Source organism: Myroides sp. WP-1, assembly GCF_014145635.1.
In the GTDB taxonomy this organism is placed as follows: domain Bacteria; phylum Bacteroidota; class Bacteroidia; order Flavobacteriales; family Flavobacteriaceae; genus Flavobacterium.
Genome location: NZ_JACHTC010000010.1, coordinates 37,313 through 62,265, shown reverse-complemented (window position 1 = coordinate 62,265; position 24,953 = coordinate 37,313). Strand labels below are relative to the sequence as shown.

General features: G+C 35.6%; 24 protein-coding genes. 14 read left to right on the top strand and 10 right to left on the bottom strand.

Annotated elements, in window-relative coordinates; translation table 11 throughout:
* Window positions 1-40 precede the first annotated feature (40 nt).
* Together H4K33_RS10485 and H4K33_RS10480 are read left to right on the top strand one after the other, a co-directional pair.
* Complete coding sequence (locus H4K33_RS10485) at window positions 41-2,320, top strand: FUSC family membrane protein (RefSeq protein ID WP_182648671.1); 2,280 nt, start codon at window positions 41-43, stop codon at window positions 2,318-2,320.
* Between the two features lie 217 nt (window positions 2,321-2,537).
* Window positions 2,538-4,313, top strand: coding sequence for a long-chain fatty acid--CoA ligase (locus tag H4K33_RS10480; protein WP_182648669.1), 1,776 nt, complete (start codon window positions 2,538-2,540; stop codon window positions 4,311-4,313).
* A 66-nt stretch (window positions 4,314-4,379) separates the two neighbouring features.
* Here the strand turns inward: H4K33_RS10480 and H4K33_RS10475 are convergent, their stop codons facing one another.
* The 4 genes from H4K33_RS10475 to H4K33_RS10460 all read right to left on the bottom strand — a co-directional run bounded on the left by H4K33_RS10475 (window position 4,380) and on the right by H4K33_RS10460 (window position 8,702).
* On the bottom strand, window positions 4,380-5,183 hold the full coding sequence (locus tag H4K33_RS10475; RefSeq protein WP_182648667.1) for a bifunctional 2-polyprenyl-6-hydroxyphenol methylase/3-demethylubiquinol 3-O-methyltransferase UbiG: 804 nt from the start codon (window positions 5,181-5,183) through the stop codon (window positions 4,380-4,382).
* Window positions 5,184-5,264: 81 nt separating this feature from the next.
* On the bottom strand, window positions 5,265-7,475 hold the full coding sequence (locus H4K33_RS10470) for a S41 family peptidase (RefSeq protein WP_255493654.1): 2,211 nt from the start codon (window positions 7,473-7,475) through the stop codon (window positions 5,265-5,267).
* Between the two features lie 104 nt (window positions 7,476-7,579).
* Window positions 7,580-7,981 (bottom strand): DoxX family protein, encoded by a 402-nt coding sequence (locus H4K33_RS10465; RefSeq protein ID WP_182648665.1) that lies wholly within the window; start codon window positions 7,979-7,981, stop codon window positions 7,580-7,582.
* A gap of 16 nt (window positions 7,982-7,997) precedes the next feature.
* Window positions 7,998-8,702 carry an SDR family oxidoreductase gene (locus H4K33_RS10460; protein WP_182648663.1) on the bottom strand — a complete coding sequence of 235 codons (705 nt, stop codon included), beginning with the start codon at window positions 8,700-8,702 and terminating at the stop codon, window positions 7,998-8,000.
* 293 nt (window positions 8,703-8,995) lie between these two features.
* Between H4K33_RS10460 and H4K33_RS10455 the strand changes: the two genes are divergently transcribed.
* The 6 genes from H4K33_RS10455 (at window position 8,996) to H4K33_RS10430 (ending at window position 13,941) form a co-directional block, all read left to right on the top strand.
* Entirely contained in the window at window positions 8,996-10,054 is a 1,059-nt protein-coding gene (locus H4K33_RS10455) for a 3-oxoacyl-ACP synthase III family protein (protein WP_182648661.1), read from the top strand.
* 399 nt (window positions 10,055-10,453) lie between these two features.
* Window positions 10,454-11,446: a hypothetical protein gene (locus H4K33_RS10450; protein ID WP_182648658.1), complete on the top strand. Its 993-nt coding sequence runs from the start codon at window positions 10,454-10,456 to the stop codon at window positions 11,444-11,446.
* Between the two features lie 254 nt (window positions 11,447-11,700).
* Window positions 11,701-12,513, top strand: a complete 813-nt coding sequence (gene murQ, locus H4K33_RS10445; RefSeq protein WP_182648656.1) for an N-acetylmuramic acid 6-phosphate etherase — start codon at window positions 11,701-11,703, stop codon at window positions 12,511-12,513.
* A 5-nt stretch (window positions 12,514-12,518) separates the two neighbouring features.
* On the top strand, window positions 12,519-12,749 hold the full coding sequence (locus H4K33_RS16440) for a DUF6095 family protein (RefSeq protein WP_220485312.1): 231 nt from the start codon (window positions 12,519-12,521) through the stop codon (window positions 12,747-12,749).
* A 7-nt stretch (window positions 12,750-12,756) separates the two neighbouring features.
* The gene (locus tag H4K33_RS10435) at window positions 12,757-13,140 is read left to right on the top strand and encodes a DNA topoisomerase IV (protein WP_182648652.1); all 384 of its coding nucleotides are present in this window, start codon (window positions 12,757-12,759) and stop codon (window positions 13,138-13,140) included.
* A gap of 12 nt (window positions 13,141-13,152) precedes the next feature.
* Window positions 13,153-13,941 carry a TerC family protein gene (locus tag H4K33_RS10430; protein ID WP_182648650.1) on the top strand — a complete coding sequence of 263 codons (789 nt, stop codon included), beginning with the start codon at window positions 13,153-13,155 and terminating at the stop codon, window positions 13,939-13,941.
* A gap of 219 nt (window positions 13,942-14,160) precedes the next feature.
* On the opposite strand, the gene H4K33_RS10425 is transcribed toward H4K33_RS10430, so the two are convergent.
* Entirely contained in the window at window positions 14,161-14,835 is a 675-nt protein-coding gene (locus H4K33_RS10425; RefSeq protein WP_182648648.1) for an RNA methyltransferase, read from the bottom strand.
* A 42-nt stretch (window positions 14,836-14,877) separates the two neighbouring features.
* Between H4K33_RS10425 and H4K33_RS10420 the strand changes: the two genes are divergently transcribed.
* Entirely contained in the window at window positions 14,878-15,579 is a 702-nt protein-coding gene (locus H4K33_RS10420; RefSeq protein ID WP_182648646.1) for a Sir2 family NAD-dependent protein deacetylase, read from the top strand.
* A gap of 24 nt (window positions 15,580-15,603) precedes the next feature.
* Here H4K33_RS10420 and H4K33_RS10415 read toward each other — a convergent pair whose 3' ends face one another.
* The 4 genes from H4K33_RS10415 to H4K33_RS10400 form a co-directional block, all read right to left on the bottom strand.
* Window positions 15,604-16,173 carry a Crp/Fnr family transcriptional regulator gene (locus H4K33_RS10415; RefSeq protein ID WP_182648644.1) on the bottom strand — a complete coding sequence of 190 codons (570 nt, stop codon included), beginning with the start codon at window positions 16,171-16,173 and terminating at the stop codon, window positions 15,604-15,606.
* 1 nt (window position 16,174) lies between these two features.
* Window positions 16,175-16,597 carry an N-acetyltransferase gene (locus tag H4K33_RS10410; protein ID WP_182648642.1) on the bottom strand — a complete coding sequence of 141 codons (423 nt, stop codon included), beginning with the start codon at window positions 16,595-16,597 and terminating at the stop codon, window positions 16,175-16,177.
* Between the two features lie 439 nt (window positions 16,598-17,036).
* Complete coding sequence (locus tag H4K33_RS10405) at window positions 17,037-17,270, bottom strand: hypothetical protein (RefSeq protein WP_182648640.1); 234 nt, start codon at window positions 17,268-17,270, stop codon at window positions 17,037-17,039.
* A gap of 6 nt (window positions 17,271-17,276) precedes the next feature.
* Window positions 17,277-18,437, bottom strand: coding sequence for a class I SAM-dependent RNA methyltransferase (locus tag H4K33_RS10400; protein WP_255493653.1), 1,161 nt, complete (start codon window positions 18,435-18,437; stop codon window positions 17,277-17,279).
* Window positions 18,438-18,532: 95 nt separating this feature from the next.
* Between H4K33_RS10400 and H4K33_RS10395 the strand changes: the two genes are divergently transcribed.
* The 4 genes from H4K33_RS10395 (at window position 18,533) to H4K33_RS10380 (ending at window position 21,505) form a co-directional block, all read left to right on the top strand.
* Window positions 18,533-19,264 carry a class I SAM-dependent methyltransferase gene (locus tag H4K33_RS10395; protein ID WP_182648638.1) on the top strand — a complete coding sequence of 244 codons (732 nt, stop codon included), beginning with the start codon at window positions 18,533-18,535 and terminating at the stop codon, window positions 19,262-19,264.
* Between the two features lie 4 nt (window positions 19,265-19,268).
* Window positions 19,269-20,000, top strand: coding sequence for a ZIP family metal transporter (locus H4K33_RS10390; RefSeq protein WP_182648636.1), 732 nt, complete (start codon window positions 19,269-19,271; stop codon window positions 19,998-20,000).
* 142 nt (window positions 20,001-20,142) lie between these two features.
* Window positions 20,143-20,679 (top strand): DUF6452 family protein, encoded by a 537-nt coding sequence (locus H4K33_RS10385; protein WP_182648634.1) that lies wholly within the window; start codon window positions 20,143-20,145, stop codon window positions 20,677-20,679.
* The gene (locus tag H4K33_RS10380; protein ID WP_182648632.1) at window positions 20,645-21,505 is read left to right on the top strand and encodes a DUF6048 family protein; all 861 of its coding nucleotides are present in this window, start codon (window positions 20,645-20,647) and stop codon (window positions 21,503-21,505) included. Before H4K33_RS10385 ends, H4K33_RS10380 begins: the two co-directional genes overlap by 35 nt.
* Before the next feature lie 92 nt (window positions 21,506-21,597).
* Here H4K33_RS10380 and lpxD read toward each other — a convergent pair whose 3' ends face one another.
* A complete protein-coding gene (lpxD, locus tag H4K33_RS10375; RefSeq protein WP_182648630.1) occupies window positions 21,598-22,602 on the bottom strand; it encodes a UDP-3-O-(3-hydroxymyristoyl)glucosamine N-acyltransferase in 1,005 nt (334 codons plus the stop codon).
* A gap of 466 nt (window positions 22,603-23,068) precedes the next feature.
* On the opposite strand from lpxD, the gene H4K33_RS10370 reads away from it, so the two are divergent.
* Entirely contained in the window at window positions 23,069-24,757 is a 1,689-nt protein-coding gene (locus H4K33_RS10370) for an acyl-CoA synthetase (protein ID WP_182648627.1), read from the top strand.
* Window positions 24,758-24,953 lie beyond the last annotated feature (196 nt).

Below are 24,953 nucleotides of genomic sequence, written 5' to 3'. Positions count from 1 at the left end.
CAGATTAAAAAAAGAAAACTAAACCTAAGCCACTAAATATATGCTTCAAAAAGCAAGAAAATATACCGACAATACACATTTAGCAGATTCGTTAAAAATCACCATTTCGGCCGTAATTCCCTTTTTAATTTTTATGCCCACCCAGCAATTTGACTGGGCTTTTGCTATGGCTGTTGGTGCTTTACTTACTGCGCCTGTCGATATTCCGAGTAACCTCAAGGACAAAATCAACGGTATCTTAGTCGGTGCCTTAATGGTTCCCTTTGTAACCTTACTTCTATCCTTGACACAAGGACATTGGTATTTCTATCCCGTTTTCATCTTCATCCTCTTTAGTTTAGGGATGATCTCTGTATACGGGCATCGTGCTAACATGCTTTCATTTAGTGGATTATTAGCAGCGAGTTTGGGATTAGCTCATAGCTATACAGGTAAGGATTTGTGGATACACGGTTTATTACTTTTGTTAGGTGGTTTGCTCTATCTCGTTGTATCACTCGTCTTTTACTTTGTTAGACCAAGACGTTATGGGGTGTTACAAACCTCTGAATGTATGGACTTAACAGCAGAATATCTAAAGTATCGCGCTCAATTATGGACCAAAGGTACTAATGCAGATAAAATTGTTGAAGAACAACTCAATATTCAAATTAAACTCAATGAAGTACACGAAAATCTCCGTGAGTTTTTAGTCCTTAACAAAGCCAATACAGGAAACTCCTCAAACAACAGACGTCTACTTGTAGCCTTTTCAACTTTAGTAGAAATCTTGGAAATTGCTGTCTCTACTTCATTCGATCACAAAGAATTACACGCTTTACTCGACGAAGACGACCCGACAATTATTCGCGATTATCAAGCCTTAGCCGAAGATTTATCTGCTGCCATTAAAGACATTGGTGACTCCCTCAACATGGGATTAAACTACAAACCTAAATACGACTTTGATCGAAAGCTTCTCGCGCTACAAGATAAATTGACCGCCTTTATTGACAACAGTAAATCACCCAATAAAGTAGAAGCTGTACTTTCCTTTTCGAATGTATTACACTACGCACAAAGCCAAATCGATAAGATTCATATTTTAGAGCGCATCTTAACGGAAAAAACATTTAGTGATAATGTAGAAGATCGCTTCAAAGAGTTAGAGAAGTTCTTAACTCCTGTACACTATCGTTGGGAGACATTAATCGTCAACTTAAACTTTACGTCGACTATATTTAGACATGCTACGCGTTTAACTCTCACCATTTTAATCGGATTGATTATTAGTAATTTCTTCAATTTACTCAATGGATATTGGATCTTACTAACGATTGTCGTGATTATGAGACCTGGATATGGTTTAACTAAAACGCGTTCTTTTGAACGTGTAATCGGTACGGTACTAGGGGGGTTAATTGCCTTTGGTTTATTGTTTATCCTTCAAGATAACCACACTCTCATTGCTTACTTAACTATTCTAATGATGGTTTTAGGCTATTGGTTTTCCCATACAGATTACAAAATTGGGGTTACTTTTATCACCATGTATGTGGTTCTAATTTACGCAATCCTTACGCCTAACTTCATGGACTTATTGATTTATCGCGTCATTGATACCTTAATTGGAGCCTTGTTAGCCCTTGGAGCAAACTATATTCTATGGCCTTCTTGGGAGTTTTTAAATGTCAACGTACACTTGTCGAAATCCATTCAGGCCAATCAAAAATATGTCAAAGAGATTAAAGAGATTTACAACCAAAAGAACGATCCAACCTTATCATATAAATTAGCGCGTAAATACGCTTTTATCGAAATCGGAAACTTAATGGCTTCCTTTCAGCGCATGATTCAAGAACCAAAATCCAAACAGCGTTTGCGTTCTGAAATTTACGAATTAGCAGTATTAAATCACACCTTCTTATCTACTGCAGCATCTATTGGAGTATATGTACAATCGCGTCATACAACTAAAGCTTCTGAATCATTTAATTTGGTGATGGATTATATTGACAAAAATTTACAGCTAACACACAATTTACTCAATAATACGCCTAGTGAAGAAGATCTAATCACAGCGGAAGATCAAGAGAGCTATCGTGTAAGTATGAGCTATTTGCAAAACGTTAGAGAATACGAATTGAAAAAATCGTATACAGATGATATGCAAATCAAAAACTTAATGGAAGAATCTGCTATGGTTATTCAACAGTTGACTTGGTTGGCACATTTATCAGAAAAAATTCTAAAAATAAGTAAAGTTATTCGAGACAAACGAGAGGAAATGCAGCAAAAAAAGCTCGTTTTAAACCCTACCGTTTTATTTAAAAAAGGATAATTTTATTTTTTTACTAGTTTCATAAAAAAGTGACGTTTTTTGTTTTCAACATCTTGTTTTAAGCAAATAAACATCACTTTTGCTATGAATAACAGAGCTAACACACCCTTACTTCAGCAGAATAACTTCTGTTTTTTTAAAAGTTAACAACTTTACTGTAACTTGTCATAAATTACCCTTTTTTTTCGTATTTTGCAGTAACTAATAAATAATGAAGATGATGAATCCAACAAGACTTTTTGATATACCTTATTTCCAACATGAACATTTTCCATTGGAAGATGCGCTGGTAACCAAAGTTAACGGTGTTTGGGAAAAGACGTCATCCGCAGACTACCTAAAAAAAGCAAACGCTATATCGCGTGCGCTTTTGAAATTAGGAGTACAACCCAATGAAAAAATCGCTGTAATTTCTAGTAATAACCAAACCAAATGGAATTTATTGGATATTGGTATTTTACAGATTGGCGCACAAAATATTCCGATTTACCCTACTATTTCACCTGAAGACTATCAGTTCATCTTGAGTCATTCTGAAGCAAGTTATTGCGTGGTATCTGACCAAGAGATCTACGATAAGTTAATGTCCGTTATTGATCAATTACCTTTGATCAAAGCAGTTTATTCTTTTGATGTGATTACAGGATGTAAAAACTTAGATGAATTGTTTGAATTAGGTGCAGATGAGTCTAATCAGGAACAGGTAGAACAACGCAAAGCAGCTGTAACGCCAGATGATTTAGCTACTTTGATCTATACATCAGGAACAACAGGCAAACCCAAAGGAGTTATGCTTTCACACAACAATATTCTATCCAATGTATTGGGGAGTAGTGAACGTGTTCCTTTCACAAGAGAACAACATTTCAAAGCACTGAGTTTCTTACCCTTATGCCACGTTTTTGAGCGTATGTTAATCTATCTCTATCAATACAGCGGCGTACGTATTTACTATGCCGAATCCATTGATAAGATGGGAGAAAATATGAAAGAAGTAAAACCCAATGTCATGACTGTTGTACCTCGTCTTTTAGAGAAAGTGTACGACAAGATTTTTGCTACAGGTTCTGCTTTAACCGGACTAAAAAAGAGCATTTTCTTTTGGGCATTAGAATTAGGTTTTAAGTATCAACCTTACAACAGAGGTTTTTTCTACAACTTCCAATTGGGTATCGCTCGCAAATTGGTGTTTAAGAAATGGCAAGAAGCATTAGGTGGTGAAATGAAGATCATCGTTTCAGGAAGTGCTGCGCTACAACCTCGTCTATCGCGAGTGTTTAATGCGGCGGGAATTCCCGTAATGGAAGGATACGGATTAACTGAAACTTCACCTGTAATTGCAGTAAACGATGAACGCAACAAATCCATGAAAATTGGTACGGTTGGTAAACCATTGAGTAATGTTGTAGTTAAAATTGCAGAAGACGGTGAAATTCTATGTAAAGGACCTAACGTTATGTTGGGCTACTACAAAGATGAAGAACGCACTAAAGAAGAGCTAAAAGAGGGTTATTTCCATACTGGTGATATTGGAACGATTGACGAAGAAGGCTTCTTAAAGATTACCGATCGTAAAAAAGAGATGTTCAAAACATCTGGTGGAAAATATGTTGCTCCTCAAATCATTGAAAACACGCTAAAACAATCGCGTTTTATTGAGCAAATTATGGTAATTGGTGAAGGAGAAAAAATGCCTGCTGCCTTAATTCAGCCTAACTTTGAATTTGTAAGAGAATGGGCCAAGCGCAAAAATATTGCTTTAGGCAACACCAATGAAGAGCTAATCAAAAATGAACAAGTACGCCAGCGTATCGAGAAAGAAGTAGAATACGTAAATCGCAAATTTGGCAAATGGGAACAAGTGAAAAAATTTGAGTTGACACCTGATGTGTGGAGTATTGACAATGGGCAACTAACCCCTACTTTAAAATTAAAACGAAGAGTTATCTTGGAAATTTACAAAGACTTATACGATAAGATTTATAGAGAATAAAAAAATCCGCCAATTGGCGGATTTTTTATTTCTATACCTCAAGGGAAAACCATCAAACATCAATCGTTAACCATTCATCTTAGCCACAATCGCATATACCATTGGTATTTTGTTATCCAAATGTTTAATACGGTGCTTATTCGGTTCAAATTCAACCGTATGATTAAAACACGCATAAGGAGAATAATCGTATTCTTCCAAACGCTGAATCGTCAGGTCATTTTGCAACAAGCTGGTTACTACTTCACTCATACTGTGATTCCAACAAACGTATGATTGAGTAATTTCCGCTTCTTTATCAGCATAAGTTCCACTTTCTGTTTCTACAATCGCTTCTGCGTTAAAATAATTGTACGCTACTTTAGTAAAATCATCGTCAAACATCCATACTACAGGATGAAATTCTACAAATACTAAACGACCAGTTGGTTTCAAAAAAGCCTTGATTACCTTAGCCCATTTATCCATATCGGGTAGCCATCCAATTACCCCGTAACTCGTATAGACAATATCAAATTTATCATCTAAATGATTAGGCAGATCATAGATATCACAACAAACAAATTGAGTCGTTGCCCCTGTTTGCTCCGCTAAAAGTCGTGCCTGTTTAATAGCTTCATCAGATAAATCTACTCCTGTTACCTCTGCTCCTAACCTGCTCAATGAGATGGTGTCTTGTCCGAAATGACATTGCAAATGCAGTATTTTTTTACCTTTGATATCACCTAACAAATGCAGTTCAATCTCATTTAAAGAGCTCTTTCCTTTTATAAATCCTTCTACATCGTAGAAGTCTGATTTCACATGGGTTTCTGTCCGATTATTCCACGAATTTCGGTTTATTTCGATATAATTTAATTCTTGTTTCATTTTTGTTTTTTGTAAAGTTATAAGGTGACCTTTGTGGTGACGTAAAATTATCACTAAAAACACTTTACACCAACCATTCTTCTATTTCTTGATTAATTCAATTGCCTTTTCCAACAATTCATCTCGTTGTTCACGTACTCCTTTTATTGTTCTTTTTACTTCAATATCCGGTATAATACCTATTCTTTGCGTTGGTTCACCATTGGGATAATACACACCTAACCCCGAAATAAAAGTTCCCAAACCTCCCGGTAAAACAACCTGAGAGACATTTCCATCCGCTCCAGCGGTTTGACTGCCAATCACCGTTACATTGCGCCCTGCACGAAAAGCCATAGCCGTATACTCCGCTGAACTTTGAGTACGTTCATCCACCAAAACCACTACTTTCCCTTGATAAGGCTTCCCATCGGGTTCAATAACAATCGGATCCATAAATAAAAATTCGCCAGGATTGTTGTAATTCACGGAGGTAAATTTTACGAAAGGAGTTGGTTGATCTACAAAATAACTTCCTAAAGCAAAAGGCATAAAGGCTGTAGGGTAATTGCGAATATCAATGACAATTCCCTTGGTATTGCGAAAGGTTTCTTTTATTTTTTGAGCATCACTATCTTGAATATTTCCTAAAGTTACATAGCCTATTTCCTCGTTTAAGAAACGATAACTCGGTTCTCCATCCAACGACTTAAACCATCCATATGATTTTAACTCACTCTTTGGGAACATTGGAATTACCGCCTTTTTCTCCTTGTTGTTTTTATCCAAATACACAAGTTGAACTTGATTTTCATTCGTTCTCAAAATATTAAACAAACTAATATCTCTCAATTGCGCACTGCGATTTGACGCAGGATGAAAAGGAGAAATACTATCTAAAATTTGGTTAATACTTCTCTGGTTAATATGCGTTACTCTATCCCCTCTTTCAATTTGAATATCCTTTAGTAGCTCTGGATTATAAATATCCGTTACAACCAATTGATTTTCTATAAATTCTACGCGAAAAGGCGCATAATGTTCTCCTCTATGTTGAGCTAAAGCATCCCCGCCTTGCCAAAGATCCGCGTGAGTATCATTGATGTCTGCAATAAGTTGTACCGTTGCTAATTCATAAGCCAAACGATCTTCTGCATTAATAAACGACTGAATATGGGCCGCTAATACCTCTTCCCAATTGCGATCTGTAATATCGCGATAAGGCATATAATACTGCATGATATTCCATAAGCGATACAAAGATACCAAACGAAAACCTGCGTCAGGAATTTCCATTTGTTCATAACTCAATTCATTGGCAAAAACAGCATATTGATAATGTCCACTCGAAACATAGTACTGTTCTCCTTGCACGCGATTGGCATAAATATAAGCGATCTTATGTTTTAATTCATCCGAAAGTTTATACGTATCCATCCAATTTAAATTTGGTTTTAATACTGCTTCTTTCGATGTTTCTGTGCAAGTATCACATAGTTTTACCATACCTAATTGCTCAATCCATTGCAACAATAAAGCATCGCGTTGTTTCGATGAAGTGACTTTAACATATTGAGGTAGGAAACGGAATAATTCATAATCCCAATTGTACTTGCCCTGTGCAATTGCAGGGTGATGGTACTTCAAAAAGCCCCATACTCGTCCTAGTAATGCTAAGTTGTCAATTTGAGTAGCATCCAACGAAGGAAAAACTACTTGAGATCCTTTGTCAAAAGCGTTATCTTCCGCTGCAGGAAATTTAAAAATTTCAGCAGTAGCAATGTCTTTTCCATCGATGGTTACCTTAAAATCATCTAGCCAAATGGTACCTTTCCCTAACATGTAAGTTCCTACAACAATTTGTTGCGTTTGTTCAGGTTTCAACTCTACCGTCAGTTCATATTTTTTCCAATCGGTTGTTCCTTTCACATTTTCGGGTAAACTGACAAAATCAATAGTGGGATCGACGCGAATAATAGGAGTCATTTGAAAATCATCTCCCTCTGTTTTGATATAGCCAGAAAGCACTAATTTTTTCCCTTTGTAAGCGGGTAATATTTTAGTTATGACAAACATGGGGTTAGCCTTGTCCGTTTCGGGCATTTCTAATCGAAACGCAGATTTTCCTTCTTTAAAATTTTCAAAATCTTGGAAGGGAATAAACACGCTTTCACCATCAACAGACCACCCTACCGGTTGACCTTCTTCAAATGTTTCAAAATTATAATTTGCAGATCCTTCTTGAGCTATACAGGTCCAAGATATCGCAGTGCACAAGAATGCAGTATGCAGTTTATTTTTTAGTGTAAACAAGTTTTATATGTTTTGATTGATATCCTAAACATACAAAATCCCTGTTAATTAAAAAGTTTTTTTTTAATTAACAGGGATTTTATGTACAGTTGATCATCAACAAATTAAATAAACCATCCTTTTCTTCCCTTGTACAAACGGAAAGAACCTGGTCCGATCATAGCAATTGCCAAAGCTCCTGCTAAATACAGCAAATTCAACTCCGCACCAAGCCCACCCGTTGTAGTGCTAAGAGCGAATGACCCGCCTCCTTTCACTAACACCATGGACATGACCATTGTAAAGGCAATAAGAACGCCAGATAGACGAGTAAAAGCCCCAACAATTAATAATATAGGTGCTATAATTTCTCCAACAGGAACACCCAACCACAACCAAGTAGGAAACCCCTTAGCTGCTAATTGATCAATAATCATATCGTGTCCGTGGATGATTTTATGAATTCCGTGAAAGATCATTAATCCGCCTACACCCAGGCGTAAAATAAATTTTCCTAAATCTTGCATATTTTTTTATTAAGGGTTAACTCGTTTTTAATGGCCTAATTTCAATTTTACTTGGTAATGCACGTGGATTCATGTTCAACAGATCCACTACCAATTCTCCAATATCTTCAGGTTGAATTTTCCAAGCATCTTGTGCATTTGGCACGTGATTATTAAAATGACTCGTCACAGAACCTGGTAAAATTGTAGTTACTTTTACATCATGTGCTCTTAAATCCAGCATAGCGGCTTGCGTAAACCCTACCACGCCAAACTTACTAGCATTATATCCACTTCCTGTAGCGAAAAAGTTAATACCCGCTAAACTCGCCACACTGATATAGTATCCTTTGTTTTGTTTTAGCTGAGCTACACTCGCCTTTAATGTATGAAAAACTCCCGTTAGGTTGGTGTCAATCATCATATTCCAATCTTCAATAGACAGCTCCTCAATAGAAGCAAAAATTCCTACTCCAGCATTAGCAATAACAACATCCAAGCGTCCAAACTTTTCGACAATCTTTGCTACCGCTTGTACCTCATCTTCATATACTGTCACATTAGAAGCCAATGCTAATACCTGATCATCAGACCCCAGGCTTCTGGCCACTTCCGTTACATCCTCTAAAGAACGTCCTGAAATCGCTACTCGATACCCTTCTGCAATTAACGCTGCTGCTATTCCTCTACCGATACCTTTAGTTCCCCCAGTAATGTAAACTACTTTTTCTTTTGTTATCATGGTCATACTAACTTTTAATTTTTACTAAATTAAAGAATAAAAAAAACTTTTCCTCCTATATTAAATCATCTATTCTAAGAAATTACACCTATTACTTTCATAAATCCAATATTATATAGAATATCTATCGAGACTTAACTAAATTTAAGCTACATTCAGCATAATTTCACTTTTATTTAAGTATACAAAACAAGGGGTTTATGTACCTTAGTAAATAGAAACTTTACAAATTAACTCATCTAAGATCAAAGTAATTACAATACAATTCTTAATTACTTAAAAAAAGTTAAATTATGGCTATTAAAATAAAGGGTTCAGGTAGTTATATCCCAACTGAAGTTATAACAAACAACGATTTTCATCAATTTGATTTTCGCGATGAAAATGGAGAATCATTAAAGGATTCTAACGAAAGGGTAGCAAAAAAACTCGAGCAAATTACGGGTATTCAAGAAAGACGTTATATTACTTCGGACCTAACAACCACTGATATCGGTACGATTGCTGCACAACGCGCCATTGACAACGCACAAATCGATATTGAAAAACTCGATTATATTATCTTTGCTCATAATTTTGGCGACATCAAATACGGTACCGACCAATCGGATATTGTTCCTAGTTTAGCCTCAAGGGTAAAGCATAACCTCAAAATAAAAAATCCAAATTGCGTTGCTTATGATGTTTTGTTTGGATGTCCGGGATGGTTACAAGGTGTCATTCAAGCCTATGCTTTTATGTCGTTGGGTATTGCTAAGTACTGCTTGGTTATTGGAGCAGAAACCTTATCTCGTGTAATTGACTTACACGATAGAGATTCGATGATTTACGCTGATGGTGCAGGTGCAACTATACTAGAGGTAACGGATGAACCAGGGGGAATTATTGCTACGAAAAGCTGTAGTTTTACAGCTGATGAAGCCTATTATATTCACTTTGGGGAATCGTATAAAAAGGAACCTCAACAAGATACGCGCTACATTAAGATGTTAGGTCGAAAAATATACGAATTCGCCTTAACGGAAGTACCACAAGCCATGAAAGCATGTTTAGATGAAAGTGGTATACAAATAGACCAAATCAAAAAAATCATCATTCATCAAGCCAACGAAAAAATGGATGAAGCTATTGTCAAACGCTTTTATGAACTCTATGAGCGTACAATGCCAGAACACATTATGCCGATGAACATACAAAAATTAGGAAATAGCAGCGTCGCAACTCTTCCAACTCTTTATGACATGATTGTCAGAAAGCAATTGGAAAACCACAGTTTCGAAAAAGGAGATTATTTACTTTTTGCTTCTGTCGGTGCGGGTATGAATATCAATGCATTTGTGTATCAAGTGTAAAAAATATATAATTCAAAAAGGGTGTTTCTATTGTAAACACCTTTTTTTATCCTTAACTCCGTATTTTATTCCCCTTTTACACTATAAAAGTGTCTCATTCAAAGCTAAAAACTTGTACTATTCACGCATTTTAAAAAAAACACATTCATTTCCAATAAAATAAGGAACGAATTGTTTTTAACTTTTTATAAAACAATCTCTTACAAAAAATAGATAATAGTTTTCATTTTACACCACATTCCACTTTAATATTACATTATTATCACTAAATACATACTTTAATAAAACTTACTATACTAAAAAGTAATAATTTATTTTATTTTATATATAAATTTCTATCTATGTTTGTCATGAAAAAGAAATAGAAAAAGAATACATATTTAATAACAATAAAAAGCTATGAAAAAGAAAGTTTTATTATTTGCCCTAGCTGGATTTTTTCTTCTAGGCTCTGTTTCATGTAGTAGTGATGACAGTGGCACAAGTGAACCAGAAAAAGTAGAAGTTCCCAATACACTTAAAGATGACTACTTTAGCATTGACGGAGCAACATTTAATGCAGGAAACATTCAAGGGGGAGAAAAAAATTCCATTGCAGAAATTAGTGTCAACAATTTTGTGATTAATGGTGGAAAAGCGATTATGACGCTAACTTGTACTGAAGAGTTAAAATCAGTTTTAATTGGCTTAAAAGGACATGATGGTTTTTACGAGCTACAAACAACAAATGAACTCCAAACAAGAGATAGATTATATCGCTATGAGGTTATTTTAGACTTATCTCAAAACTTAAATTTAGAAGTTTTTGGATTAGAAATTGTAGGATATATTACTGATGGTACTCGAACAGTAATCTACTATAGAGAATTTCAATTGATTCCTGCAGGAACAGGTGAATTGCAAATTTCACTTTCTTGGGATAAAGAAGACGACGTGGATTTACACCTTGTTAAACAAGACCAAGGGCGCATCTATTATGGAAGTAAAACCCTATTTGCTGAAAATAGCACCCTTATTGCTGAACTAGACATTGACTCCAATCCTGGTTGTAGCATTGATGGAATTAAAAATGAGAACATTTACTTCAACCACTTAGCGGATGGCGTTTATGCTATTTATGTTGACCTTTACAGCAAGTGTGAGGCAAGTGGTTCTACTGGTAGTAAATACATTGTCAATGTGACATACGGAGGAACAAGTATTCGCTTATCGGATCACATGATTGGTAAATTTAACGATGATGATTCTGGAAGTGGAAACACACTTAGTAGACATGTACATATCGGTTCATTCTCTATCGTTGATGGGCAGTTTTCTTCTATTGTAGAAACAGATTCTGCTACTTCTATCCAAGCTTTTAACTTGGAAGAAAAATTAGTTTACAAAAAATAATAGGTCTCTTTTCATCACACCCTGATGATCTCTTTTTAAAAGGGAGTATTATTAATTAAATTTAAAAATATTTGTCTTTAATTTTCAATGATTTACGTCAAACGTCAGTAAGAAAAACAAGCTTTCTTACTGGCGTTTTTTTTTCAATCTATTGTTGCGTTACTTGGAGTAAAATGAGACATAGAATTCCCTTTCTATCGCATTGAATCTAAACTATTTTTGAGTATTTTTGTATCAACCTAAAAGCAATTGACGTGGATTTTATTAAAATTACGGAACAACCTTCTGCTTACAATCACTTAGAAGATATGTCAGTGCACGAAGTATTGACTAATATCAACAAAGAAGATCAAAGTGTTCCGTTGGCTGTTGAAAAAGCAATTCCTCAAATTGAAGTTGCCGTTCAAGCTATTGTAACGCAACTTAAAAAAGGGGGGCGTTTGTTTTATATTGGCGCAGGCACTTCTGGTCGATTGGGTATTTTGGATGCTTCAGAATGTCCTCCTACTTATGGAGTTTCTCCTGATTTAGTTATCGGATTAATTGCAGGTGGAGACTATGCCATTCGCCATGCTGTTGAAAATGCAGAAGACAATGCAAATCAAGGCTGGTTAGATCTACAAGCTCATCAAATTAACGCTAACGATTTTGTTATTGGCATTGCTGCTTCAGGCACAACACCTTATGTTATTCACGCGTTAGAATCTTGTCAATCTCAACACATTCCAACCGCTTGCATTACATGCAATCCCAATAGTCCATTGCGTCAAGTTGCGCAATTTCCAATTGAAGTTGTTGTAGGTCCAGAATTTGTAACAGGTAGCTCTCGTATGAAAGCTGGTACGGCACAAAAACTAGTGCTTAACATGATCTCTACGACTACCATGATTCAATTGGGACGTGTCAAAGGCAATCGCATGGTAGATATGAAAATGACCAATGCAAAACTTGTTCAACGCGGTATTGCTATGTTACAACAAGAACTACAGATAAGTGAAGATGAAGCTACACAACTATTAAATCAATATAAAAGTGTCCGTTCGGCACTTGATCATGCTAAATTATAAACATTATGGAACCTCAAGGCACAAATCGAAGAGTATTACAAAAAGGAGTTAAATATCTTGCTATTACACTACCTTTATTGTTTCTTGGTCCAATTGTCATCCACAGCTCGTTAAAAAACCAAAGTAATCCGTTTTTTATTCCTGTCTTTGGATTGGGATGCATCATTTGTTTGTCATCCATGTTTTTACTCTACAAGGGTATTAATACAATTATGAAATCATTATTTGGGAAATAATCATTCTATGAAAACTAAACTATGCTATCTTTTGCCCTGCTTGGCTTTATTTGCCTCTTGTTATCAACAAGAACGCAATTGCGCTAACTTCCGCACAGGGAAATTTGAATTTGTCACTGAAATCGACGGTGTTGAAAAAAAATCTACATTTACCCGCACAGCCGAGTATGAAATAGAAGAATTTGAAGGCAAAATAGACACTTCAAGCATCCGATGGATCAACGATTGCGAATTTGTTTTGCAAAAAAAGCACCCAAAAAACATGGCGGAGAAAAAAGCAGTAGGTATTAAAATTATCACTACAGATGGTGATAGTTGCGTTTTTGAGTATGGATTAGTTGGTGATGCGCGAAAAGAACGCGGAAATCTCAAAAAAATTGGAGAACTATAATCCTATCTCTATATGGAAGTTTTTTTAACTGCTGACGCAATTGTTGCGTTTATTACCCTAACCTTCTTAGAAATTGTTTTGGGAATTGACAATGTCATTTTCATTTCAATCGTAACGGGCAAGCTCCCTGAAGAAAAAAGAAAAAAAGCCACTCGAATTGGTTTGTTTTTAGCCATGTTCATGCGAATAGGCTTACTATTTGCCATCACGTGGTTAATCAAAATGAAAGCCACTCTCTTTTCCGTAGATTGGGGATGGTTTAGTGCTAATTTTAATGGACAGGCACTAATTCTATTGGCAGGAGGGATCTTTTTGATCTACAAATCTACCAAAGAAATACATGAAAAAGTTGCTCATGTACAGGTTGCCGAAGATGTTAGTGCAACACCAAATGCCAAGCAAATTGCCACAAAATCTTTTGGAAATATCCTTGTTCAAATTCTGTTGATCGACTTAATTTTCTCTGTTGATAGTATTCTAACAGCGGTAGGTATGACCAATGGAATTGCAGGAGCCTTATATATCATGATTGCTGCAGTAATTGTTTCTGTTGCTGTCATGATGATTTTTGCTGTGCCTGTGGGAACTTTCGTTAACAACAATCCTTCTATTCAAATCTTGGCATTATCCTTCTTAATTCTTATCGGTTTTATGCTAACAACAGAAAGTATGCACTTATCTGACGCTAAATTAGCCGGACAAGATGTTGGTGCTGTACCTAAAGGCTATCTCTACTTTGCCATCGCTTTTTCACTAGTTGTTGAGTTTATCAATATGAGAATTCGAAAAAAATCGAAATAGTGAGGTGGTGAGATGATGAGTCGTTGAGATGGTGAGTCGTTGAGATGATGAGGTGGTGAGTTTTTGAGTCGTTGAGATGATGAGATGATGAGATGATGAGTCGTTGAGAAGAACTATATACAAAAAGGGTTCAGTTTTTTAAACTGAACCCTTTTTGTATATAGTTTTATACGTTTTTTCGACTCAAACTGTAAACTGTCAACCGTCAACTATAAATCATTACCCATTCAAAAATCGCTCGGTAACAAAATCAATATCTTTGATTGATTTTCTTGCCCAATCGATGCGTTTTGCCAACAATGCTGCTTCTGATAATTGCCATTGAACAGCCGATTCTCTTAATCGAGTTGTCAAACTTTGAATGATGATTGCTGCAGAAACTGAAATGTTCAAACTTTCTGTGAATCCAACCATTGGAATAGTGATAAAATCATCTGCTTGTTCAATAATTTCAGGTGATAACCCCGATTTCTCTGTACCGAAGAAAATAGCAACAGGTTCGGATAAATCAAATTTATCTAAACTCTGAGCTGTTCCGTGTGGGGTTGTTGCGACAATTTTATATCCTTTAGCTTTAATTGCATCGATACATCCTTGTACGGAATTATAACGGTGAATATCCACCCATTTTTCTGCTCCAAGGGCAATTTGCTTATCAATGCGCTTACCAAACTTTTGCTCAATTACATGTAACCCTTGTACACCAAATACTTCACAACTACGCATAACGGCACTTGTATTATGCAATTGATATACATCTTCTGCCACAACTGTAATGTGTTCTGTTCGGTTTGCTAAAACTTCTTTAAATCGCTCTACTCGATTCTCAGTTAAAAAAGTTTCTAAATAAGCTAAGTATTCTTTATCTTGAAATAGCTTGTTTGAAATATTCATTATATCTTTAGTTTTATTCAAAAATGCAAAGGTAACAATATTATGGAAAAACGTTTGGTTGTACTTTCAGGAGCGGGAATGAGTGCAGAGAGTGGTATAAAAACCTTTCGAGATGCTGATGGTCTATGGGAAGGACACGATATTATGGAAGTGGCTTCGCCCCTTGGTTGGGCCAAAAACAAACATGTAGTTTTAAAGTTTTACAACGATAGACGACGTCAATTGCTGACTTGTGAGCCCAATGCAGCACATTTTGCAATAGCGGATTTACAACAGCATTTTAAAACAACGGTCATCACACAAAATGTAGATGATTTACATGAACGCGCTGGAAGTAAAGATGTTCTTCACTTACACGGCGAGTTATTAAAAGTACGCAGTGAAGTAAATGAACAGCTAGTCTATCCATGGACAACAGATTTAACAGATTTAGATCGCAATGAGCACGGCCATAGTTTACGTCCTCACATTGTTTGGTTTGGCGAGATGGTACCCGAACTAGAACGCGCTATACCCTATGTAGAAGAAGCGGATATTGTGCTAATTATTGGCACATCCTTACAGGTATATCCCGCAGCATCTTTGTTAGATTTTGCAAAACCCGAAGCTTTGGTTTATTATATTGACCTTCATCCTGCTTCTACAAAACACTTTCACAGAAAAATAGAAGTCATTGCAGAAAAAGCCTCTGTAGGAATGGCACAAATCCAAGAAACACTAATCGAATTCAGTCAGATAATATAAAAAAAGCGGTGTAAAACCGCTTTTCTATTTTATTCTCGCTCTAATTCTGCTCAATGAAATCGGCGATATACCGATAAAAGAAGCAATTTGCTTCAATGGAACGCGTTGAAATAATGCTTTATCGTGTTCCATTAAATGCAGGTATCGATCTTCGGGTGTTAATACCAAAACATCAATGAGTTGTTTTTGTGTTTTGATAGCGTTAAGTTCTGTGATTTGCCTTGCCCAATTACATATCTCCAAAGATTCTTGAAAAAGTTTCTTCATCGCTTCTAAATCGATTTGATAAAGAATAGTATCTTCTAACAATTCAAAACGCTCATAACTGATCGATTGGTAAAAATAACCCAATGAAGCACTTAAAATATCTTTTTCACGCGCAAACTCAAAGGTAATTTCTTTGTCTTCTCTTGTAACAAAAACGCGAACAATTCCCTTTTTTATAAGATAGGCATACTTAATACCCGCTCTGTCTTCTAATAGCCGATGTCCTTTTGGCCATACAATCGGAGTAAGTGTTTGCTCAATTAATGCAACACTACTTTCGCTTAATACTTCCTCTAATGGTAAATCGGTTCTATTAAAAGTCAACATTCTATTTATATTCCATCACAACTTCTCGCTCCCCTGTTGGTTCATCTAACTTTTCTTCGACTACAACAAAACCTTGTTTCTTGTAAAAGGCAATCGAATTGGTGTTTTTTGCATAAACTCCCAATTCTAACGTTGATTTTTTTTGCTTGACAAACTGCATCAACTCTTTTCCGATTCCCTTTCCTTGTTGATTTGGGGCAACAAATATTGCTGCGATATAATTCCCTATCAAAGATACAAAACCCAGTATATGTTTTTCTTTTTCATACACATAAGTTTCACTATTAGGAATATAAATTTGCGCCATATCTTCCTTTTTTTCTTGCCAATACTCTGGTGCAATAAAATCATGTGCAAGAACAGAAGCTTCATACCAAAGCTCTACTACTTCTTTACTGTCTGTAGCTACAAATAATCGTATCATTTTTTCTTATTTTCTTAGCACAAAAGTAAAAAAGACTAACGAGCTAATACTTTACTTATGTTAAGAAGGGTTTTAACAGGGGGGGTATTGTTTGTGGTGAGGTGGTGAAATCGGAACGCAGTGAAAATCGAAACGTAGTGAAAATCGAAACGTAGTGAAAATCGAAACGTAGTGTAGATTCATCGAACACCAAAACAAATATAAAATAAGTGAGATATATTCATCGAACACCAAAACAAATATAAAATAAGTGAGATATATTCATCGAACACCAAAACAAATATAAACTCGGTGAGATAGATGGTGAAATCGGAACGCAGTGAAAATCGAAACGTAGTGTAGATTCATCGAACACCAAAACAAATATAAACTCGGTGAGATAGATGGTGAGGTGGTGAGATTCTAATAAAAAAAGGAAGCTATTCGCTTCCTTTTTTTATTAGTTCAAGACTTTTACGCCTTTTAGAAAAATCCATTTTACACAGATTTTATCTCCTTCATCTGTTTTAAAAACTTTAAATTGTGGAGCGAAAACTGTCGCAACAATAGCACTGACAAGAGGTAACCAGATGCCCGATAAATCGGTAAAATACATCAAACCTGTTCGCACTAAAAGAAACAATACAGCAAAGCTTACAAATTGAAACAGTAATGTTTTAGTTCCTGCACTCATAGTCTTTTAATTTTGATTCATATATTTTCCTTTTTTACTTCCTTCGTATAGCTCATATTTTGCTAAACGAGCCTCTAATTTACCATTAAAAAGTTTAATTTTTCTCGAAGGACGTAAACCTACGTATTTTAATGCATCAATATTTGCGGTAATAAACCAAGCATCTGTTCCTGGGTATCCTTGTTTTAAGGTATCTCCAATTTCGCGGTAGAAACGCTCTAAATCAATATCTAAACGCTCGCCATAGGGAGGGTTAAATACCATGTGTAAAGGACCCTCTACTTCTTTTGATGTATCAAAAAAATTGAGATTTTCTACTTTAATATATTCTTCTAAGTTCGCATTGCGCACGTTATCCTTCGCTTTCATCACAGCAGAAGGTGCTTTGTCATATCCTTGAATGGTGTAGTGAAATTCGCGAACGCGTTTTAATAATGAACCTTGAATCACTTCAAACAAATCTGCATCCCAATCATTCCAACGTTCAAAGGCAAACTCTTTTCTATTAATATTTGCAGGTATATTACAAGCAATCATTGCTGCTTCTATTAAAAGTGTACCTGATCCGCACATGGGATCCATAAAGTGACTTCTTCCGTCCCACCCTGATAATAATAGCATACCTGCGGCTAATACCTCGTTAATCGGGGCAATATTCGTTGCTGTTTTATATCCTCTTTGATGTAAAGAAGCTCCTGATGAATCTAATGAAACTGTACACATATCACGTTGAATATGAACGTTAATGCGTAAATCTGGAAAATCTTTATCAATATTTGGACGTTTGCCAAATTTATCTCTAAACTGATCGACAATAGCATCTTTCGCTTTTAAAGAGACAAATAAGCTGTTGTTAAACTGATCGGAAAACACAGTAGAATCAATCACAAAAGATTGATGTGCTCCTAAATATTTACTCCAATCAATACTTTGTATTCCCTTATACAGGTTGCTTTCGTTGTACACAGCAAATTGCTTAATTGGAACTAAGATTTTCAATGCAGTACGCAAAGCTAAATTCGCTTTATATAAAAAACCTTTATCACCTTCAAAACTCACCATACGAGTTCCTTCCTTCACTTTCGTTGCTCCTAAAAGCTGTAGTTCTTTTGCCAAAACCTCTTCCAAACCGAATAAAGTCTTAGCAACCATTTTAAAATTTTCCATTTTTTTATATTGCTATAAGGAATAATTGCATTCGTTATCCAAATGTGCAAAAATAAAGTAAATTTGCAAGCTAATAAAAGAATTAATTTAAAACTATGTCTGAACAGAAGAAAGCTTGGTACGCATCGTGGTTTGATACCCCTTACTATCACATTTTATATAAGGATAGAGATTATGATGAAGCACAACTTTTTATCGATAACCTTACACACTATTTAAATTTAGCAGAAGATTCTCAAGTGCTAGATTTAGCTTGTGGCAAAGGACGTCACGCCATTTACCTCAACAGCTTAGGCTATGATGTAGTGGGCGCAGACTTATCTGCAAATAGCATTGAAGCAGCTAAGGCTTTTGAAAATGAAAAACTGCACTTTGAGGTACACGATATGCGTGAACCTTTAGAAAAAAAATACGATGCGATCTTTAACTTATTCACGAGTTTTGGCTATTTTAGTCATCCAGAAGATAACATCAAAGCGCTAAAAGCCATGCACAATAGTTTATCTGACTATGGTCTTGCGGTGATTGACTTTATGAATGTAAATAAAGTAAGCGCTAATTTAGTAGAAACTGAAGTAAAAACAGTTGAAGGTGTTGAGTTTCATATCGAACGAAAAATAGAAAACGGTTATATCATTAAAGATATTCGTTTTCATGCTGATGGAGAAGATCACGCATATACAGAAAAAGTAAAAGCCTTTACTTTGGAAGATTTTGAAACGATGATGAATGAAAACGACATTTACTTACTTGATGTATTTGGCGATTACAAATTAAGAAAATTTTATCCGAACGAATCTGATCGATTAATCATGATCTTTAAATAAGCCGATGGCGTATATCGTACCTTTACTAGCCGTAATTATTGGATATTTAATTGCGCTACTTATTCAACCGAAAAACAAAAAACACCTCAAGCTTTTGATGGCGTTTAGTGGATCCTTTTTGCTCACTTTAACGGTAACGCACTTACTACCTGATGTGTATCAGGCTGCAGTTGGCGATCTTGTAACAGCTGGGGGAGAACATGTACACGACCATAATCACGATCACAGTGGTGCGGGACGAATAGGTTTTTTCATTATGGCTGGTATTGTATTTCAAATTATTTTAGAGTATTTCTCTAAAGGAGCTGAACATGGTCATGTACACAGTCATGAAAAACTAGATCGTATCCCTTGGTTGTTGTTTATCAGCTTGTGTATTCACGCCTTTTTTGAAGGAATGCCCATTAGTCAACACAGTGAACTAGCTCTAGGGATTGGCATCCACCATTTGCCTATTGCCATTATTCTGACGGCCTTCTTTATTAATGCCCAAATGAATAAGAAAATGGTATTCATTTTTATGATGCTTTTTTCTATCATGACTCCTTTAGGAACACTCGTATCAAGTAATATTCCTTTATTAAGTGCATATTATGCCGAAATATCAGCTGTAGTCGTGGGGATCTTGTTTCACATTTCCTCTACGATTATTTTTGAGAGTAATGAAGACCATAAATTTAACATCAATAAACTAATTGCAATATTACTTGGTGTAATTGCAGCATATTTCATCTAAAAGGTCAAAAGGTTTCTTTTTGACCTTTTAGATGAAATCTTTTTATTTTTACTTATTTGCAAAAGCATTCCTAAGAATATAAACCGTTTGGTTTGTTTTTAGTATTTTTGATGCTGTTACTATTAGTTAGACTTATTTCTATATGAAAAAAATAATGCTTATCACCTCTTTTTTAGCGCTGGCAACTCTAGCCTTTGTTGCTTGTGAAAAAGATGATATTTGCGGTAAAGATGAACCGACAACTCCCAACTATAAAATCCAATTCTTTAATTATGAGGATCAAGAAGTTCCTCAAAATGGGATGGTAGAAGCATATGCTGTAGGAATTCAAGACACCATTCGCAATTCAGGGAATACACTGTTACTTCCGCTTCGTTTGGATCAACAACAAACCGATTGGATCTTGCAGATTAAGGAGACCAAAGGCAAGGAAACTATTATTTTACGAGACACACTCACCTTAAAATATCGTGTGAACACACATTATTTAAACAAAGCATGTGGCTATGTTTCTACCTTTTCTCTTCTTCAGGATGGTAGTTCTCCTCTTTTAAATGGAAAAGCAAATACAACAAAAGGCAATTGGATTAAGCTTTATATAACGGAAACAAACGAGATAGATAACAATTTAGAAAACAAAGAAAATGAAAAGCAAGCTCATTTTAAAGTATTTTACTAGTGGTATAATTCTGTTGTTTTCTGTTGTTATTACTGCACAAGAAAAAAACAAAGAATTAGAAAAAAAAACAGAGAAGAACACTCATATGGCTGTTCAAGCTCCTCCTAAATACCCACAGCGATATGGCTTGCGTCTAGGTGCTGATTTGTTTCGAATTACGCGTTCTATGTACGATAAGACATACAATGGTTTTGAAGTTGTTGGCGATTATAGACTTAATAAAAAGATGTTTGCTGTTGCAGAATTAGGTCGAGATAAATTAAACAAAACAGAGAGTACATACGGATTTACCACAGATGGAACTTACCTTCGCATAGGGGTTGATTACAACCTACACGAAAACTGGTTGGATCGAGAAGATATGATTTATGTGGGAGGACGCTATGGCTTTTCATCCTTTTCTCAAACATTAGATTGGTACAAACCCTATAGCACTAATGGTTATTTTGACAATCCAGCCATTCCTGTAAACAAAAAATACAGCGGTTTATCAGCGCATTGGGTCGAATTTGTAGCTGGTATAAAAACTAGAGTATTCGATAATGTTTTTATGGGATTTAGTCTTCGATTGACAGGATTGATCTCGCAAAAGCAACCAGACGATTTTGAAAATCTGTATATTCCTGGATACAATCGAAAGTACAGTGGCGCAATCGGCGTTGGTTTTAATTATACCGTGAGCTACTTTATTCCTCTATACAAATCGAATAAAAAAGCTTTTACTATTCCTGAAAATGACGTAAAATACGACTTAGAAGGAAATAAAATTGAGTCAGAAGAACTCAAAATGATTCAAGAGAACAAACAAAAAGCAATAGAAAACTAAAAAAAAAGCCTTGTAAATACAAGGCTTTTTTTATATCTATATTGGGTTTTAATCCGGTGTAAATTGCCACCTATAAACCAATAACACTTTACTTATGATCCTTTGCTATTATAACTCTTAACCAATTGCTTTAAAAAAGCCCATTGCTTCAACGTTGTTTTAGCTTCTAATGCAGGATAACCTAATACCGTTTTCCCTGCTTCTACATCTCCTGTTACACCAGACCCCGCTCCTACTACTACACCATCTCCTAAAGTAACGTGATCTTTAATCGAAGCACTACCACCAATAACAACAAAGTTTCCTAAGGTTACAGATCCTGCTAAACCACTATTTCCAGCCATAATACAACACTTCCCTAAAACCGAATTATGTCCTATTTGAACTAGATTATCTATTTTACAACCATCACCAATAATAGTAGCACTAAATTTCCCGCGATCAACACATGAATTCGCTCCTATTTCAACGTGATTTCCAATGATAACATGACCGATTTGTGGAATTTTCACTAATCCTTTTTCTGATGGACAGAAACCAAATCCATCTGCACCAAGTACAGCATTAGGATGAATAATACAGTGATTTCCGATTTGAGTACGTTCGCGAACGACAGCTCCAGACCAAATAATTGTATTATCGCCAATCACACTGTGATCCATAACTGTTACATTGGGATATAAAACAACATTCTTTCCAATAACAACGTGTTCTCCTATGTAGCATCCAGCACCAATTTGCGTTCCTTCCCCTACTTGAGCCGTTTCTTCAATACAAGCTTTAGCGTGAATTCCCTCTTTGACTACAGGTAGTTTAGGTGCAAAAAAAGCAAGCAATTGAGACATTGCAATATCTACATTGTCTACTTTAATAAACGCTCGATCGTCACCAGGTACAATTGAAATATCGCGGTTAACAATTGCAATGCTAGCTTTAGAATTAGCCCACATACGCTCATATTTTTTATTTCCAATAAAAGATATTTGCCCATCTTGTGCTTTTTCTAACTGCTCTGCCGCATGAATCTTCTTTACCGTTGTGCCTATAACTACACCGTTCAGGACTTCATTAATTTCATTTAAGGAGTATGTTTTCATTTTAGAAATTGGGTTTCTTGGTTTATACCAAAGAAAACGAATAAAAACTGATTATATTACAACAATATCTTTTTTTATTTCAAAAAAATAAAGAATAACAATTAATTAACCTACAATTCATCAAAAACACCAAAAGAAATTTCATACTAAACCTGTCATTTGGTCAAAAAACATATTAATTATATTTATTTTTAACCAATAATAACAATTTATTGCCTGATTTATTATTAAAATACAAAAAGCAAAAATTAGCAATAAAAAAAGGCATTTTGTGTTTCTTTCTTGTAAAACACACACTTTTTAATTGAAAAATAAGGACAAACAAGGTTAAAATAAGCTTTATTCTTTTTAAAAACAGCGTATAAAACGACATAATCGTTAGTACAACACCTCAGATCTGTCTTTTTTATTGTGTACTCTAAAAGCTTTTGTTTATCTTATACTACCACAAAAAATAATAAATTACATGAAAACTCTATTTAAAACTATTGGACGCTTAATTGCTGAAGAAAATTTTAGTGCTTTAGGCGAATTAAAAGTAGAAAAGCCCACGCACTTTAATTGGGTAACGGAAATATTTGAAGACATACACGTCAAAGAAACACCAGACAAAACAGCTTTGCTTTGGACTGATGGTGAAAAAACAGAACACTATACGTTCAAAACTTTATATAATCGCTACAATCAACTTTTAAATTTTTTACGCAAAAAAGGAATACAGCAACAAGATGTCATTTTAACCCAAATGATGCTACAGCGCATCAACTGGGTGACGCATTTGGCAACAATTAAAGGGGGATATCGTTTATCTCCTGCAGCGAGTATTTTAGGGGTTAATGACTTGAAGTACCGCTTCGAAAAAATTGGACCAAAAGTAATTCTTGCTGATGCAGACAACGTCGAAAAAATTGATGCAGCAGAAAAAGCGGCAAACCTGACCATTCCCATCAAAATTATCATTGATGGTGAGCGCGAAGGGTGGTATCCTTTAACTGTTTTAGATGAACAACCTACAGAAGCAGAAGCTGCTGATACCAAACCCGATGACAATCTCTTCCTATTCTTTACCTCTGGTACTACAGGAATGCCTAAAATCGTTTGCCACACTCAATTAAGCTACCCTATTGGCAACTTAACAACTGCAGCGTGGATTGGATTAAAAAAAGACGATATTCATTACAATATCTCTCAACCGGGATGGGCTAAGTTTGCTTGGAGCAGTTTATTTGCTCCTTGGAGCGTAGGAGCTACTATTTTTGCTTATCACACCAAGGCGCGTTTCCAAGCAAAAACTACACTAACTTTAATGGAGAAACACAAAGTCACAACCCTCTGTGCTCCTCCTACTGTTTTGCGCTTTTTTATTCAAGAAGATCTAGCTTCTTATCGCTTTAGTTTGAGACAATGTGTAGCAGCAGGCGAACCGCTCAACCCAGAAATTATTGAGGAATGGTATGAAGCTACGGGTTTATATATTCGAGACGGTTTCGGTCAAACAGAAAGCACCTGTATGGTGGCAAATTATCCCAATGCAAAATTAAAATATGGTTCTATGGGAAAACCAACCTTTCTCTACGATATTGTGATTGCCGATGAAGAAGGACGTGAATTACCCAACAATGAAGAAGGGAATATCTGTGTCAAAACTGATACTGGCAAAATCAATGGTATATTTAAAGAGTATATGTTTGACAAAGAACGTCAACAACAGGTATTTAAAAATGGAGTTTATTTTACAGGAGATAAAGCTTACAAAGATGAAGAAGGTTACATCTGGTTCATTGGTCGCGATGACGATGTAATTAAAGCATCTGATTACCGCATTGGTCCTTTTGAAGTGGAAAGCGTATTACTAGAGCACCCAATGGTGATTGAATCTGCTGTGGTAGCTAGCCCACATGATATCAAAGGGTTTGAGGTTAAGGCATTCATCATCCTCAAAGATATCCAACAAGGAAATGAAGCACTTGCAAATGAATTGTTTCAGTTCTCCCGTGAACACCTCGCCCCTTACAAAATGCCCCGTAAAATTGAATTTGTAACTGAACTTCCCAAAACAATAAGTGGCAAAATAAAACGCGTAGAACTTCGCGCTCTACAAGCGGAACGCATAGCAAAAAAAATGGAAGTACACATGGAATTTATTTATAAATAGAGAGAAGAAAGAAGAAAGGAGAAAGGAGAGAAGGGTAGATTTTTGCTGTAAAAAGATATTTTTCATTAATGCGTTTTTGCGTTTTTGTAAACTTTCGTTCTTGAAAAAAGTCAACCATATTTAGGGATGTTCAGACGTTCACCTCTCTCTTCTTTCCTCTCTCTTCTTTCCTCTCTCTTCTTTCCTCTCTCTTCTT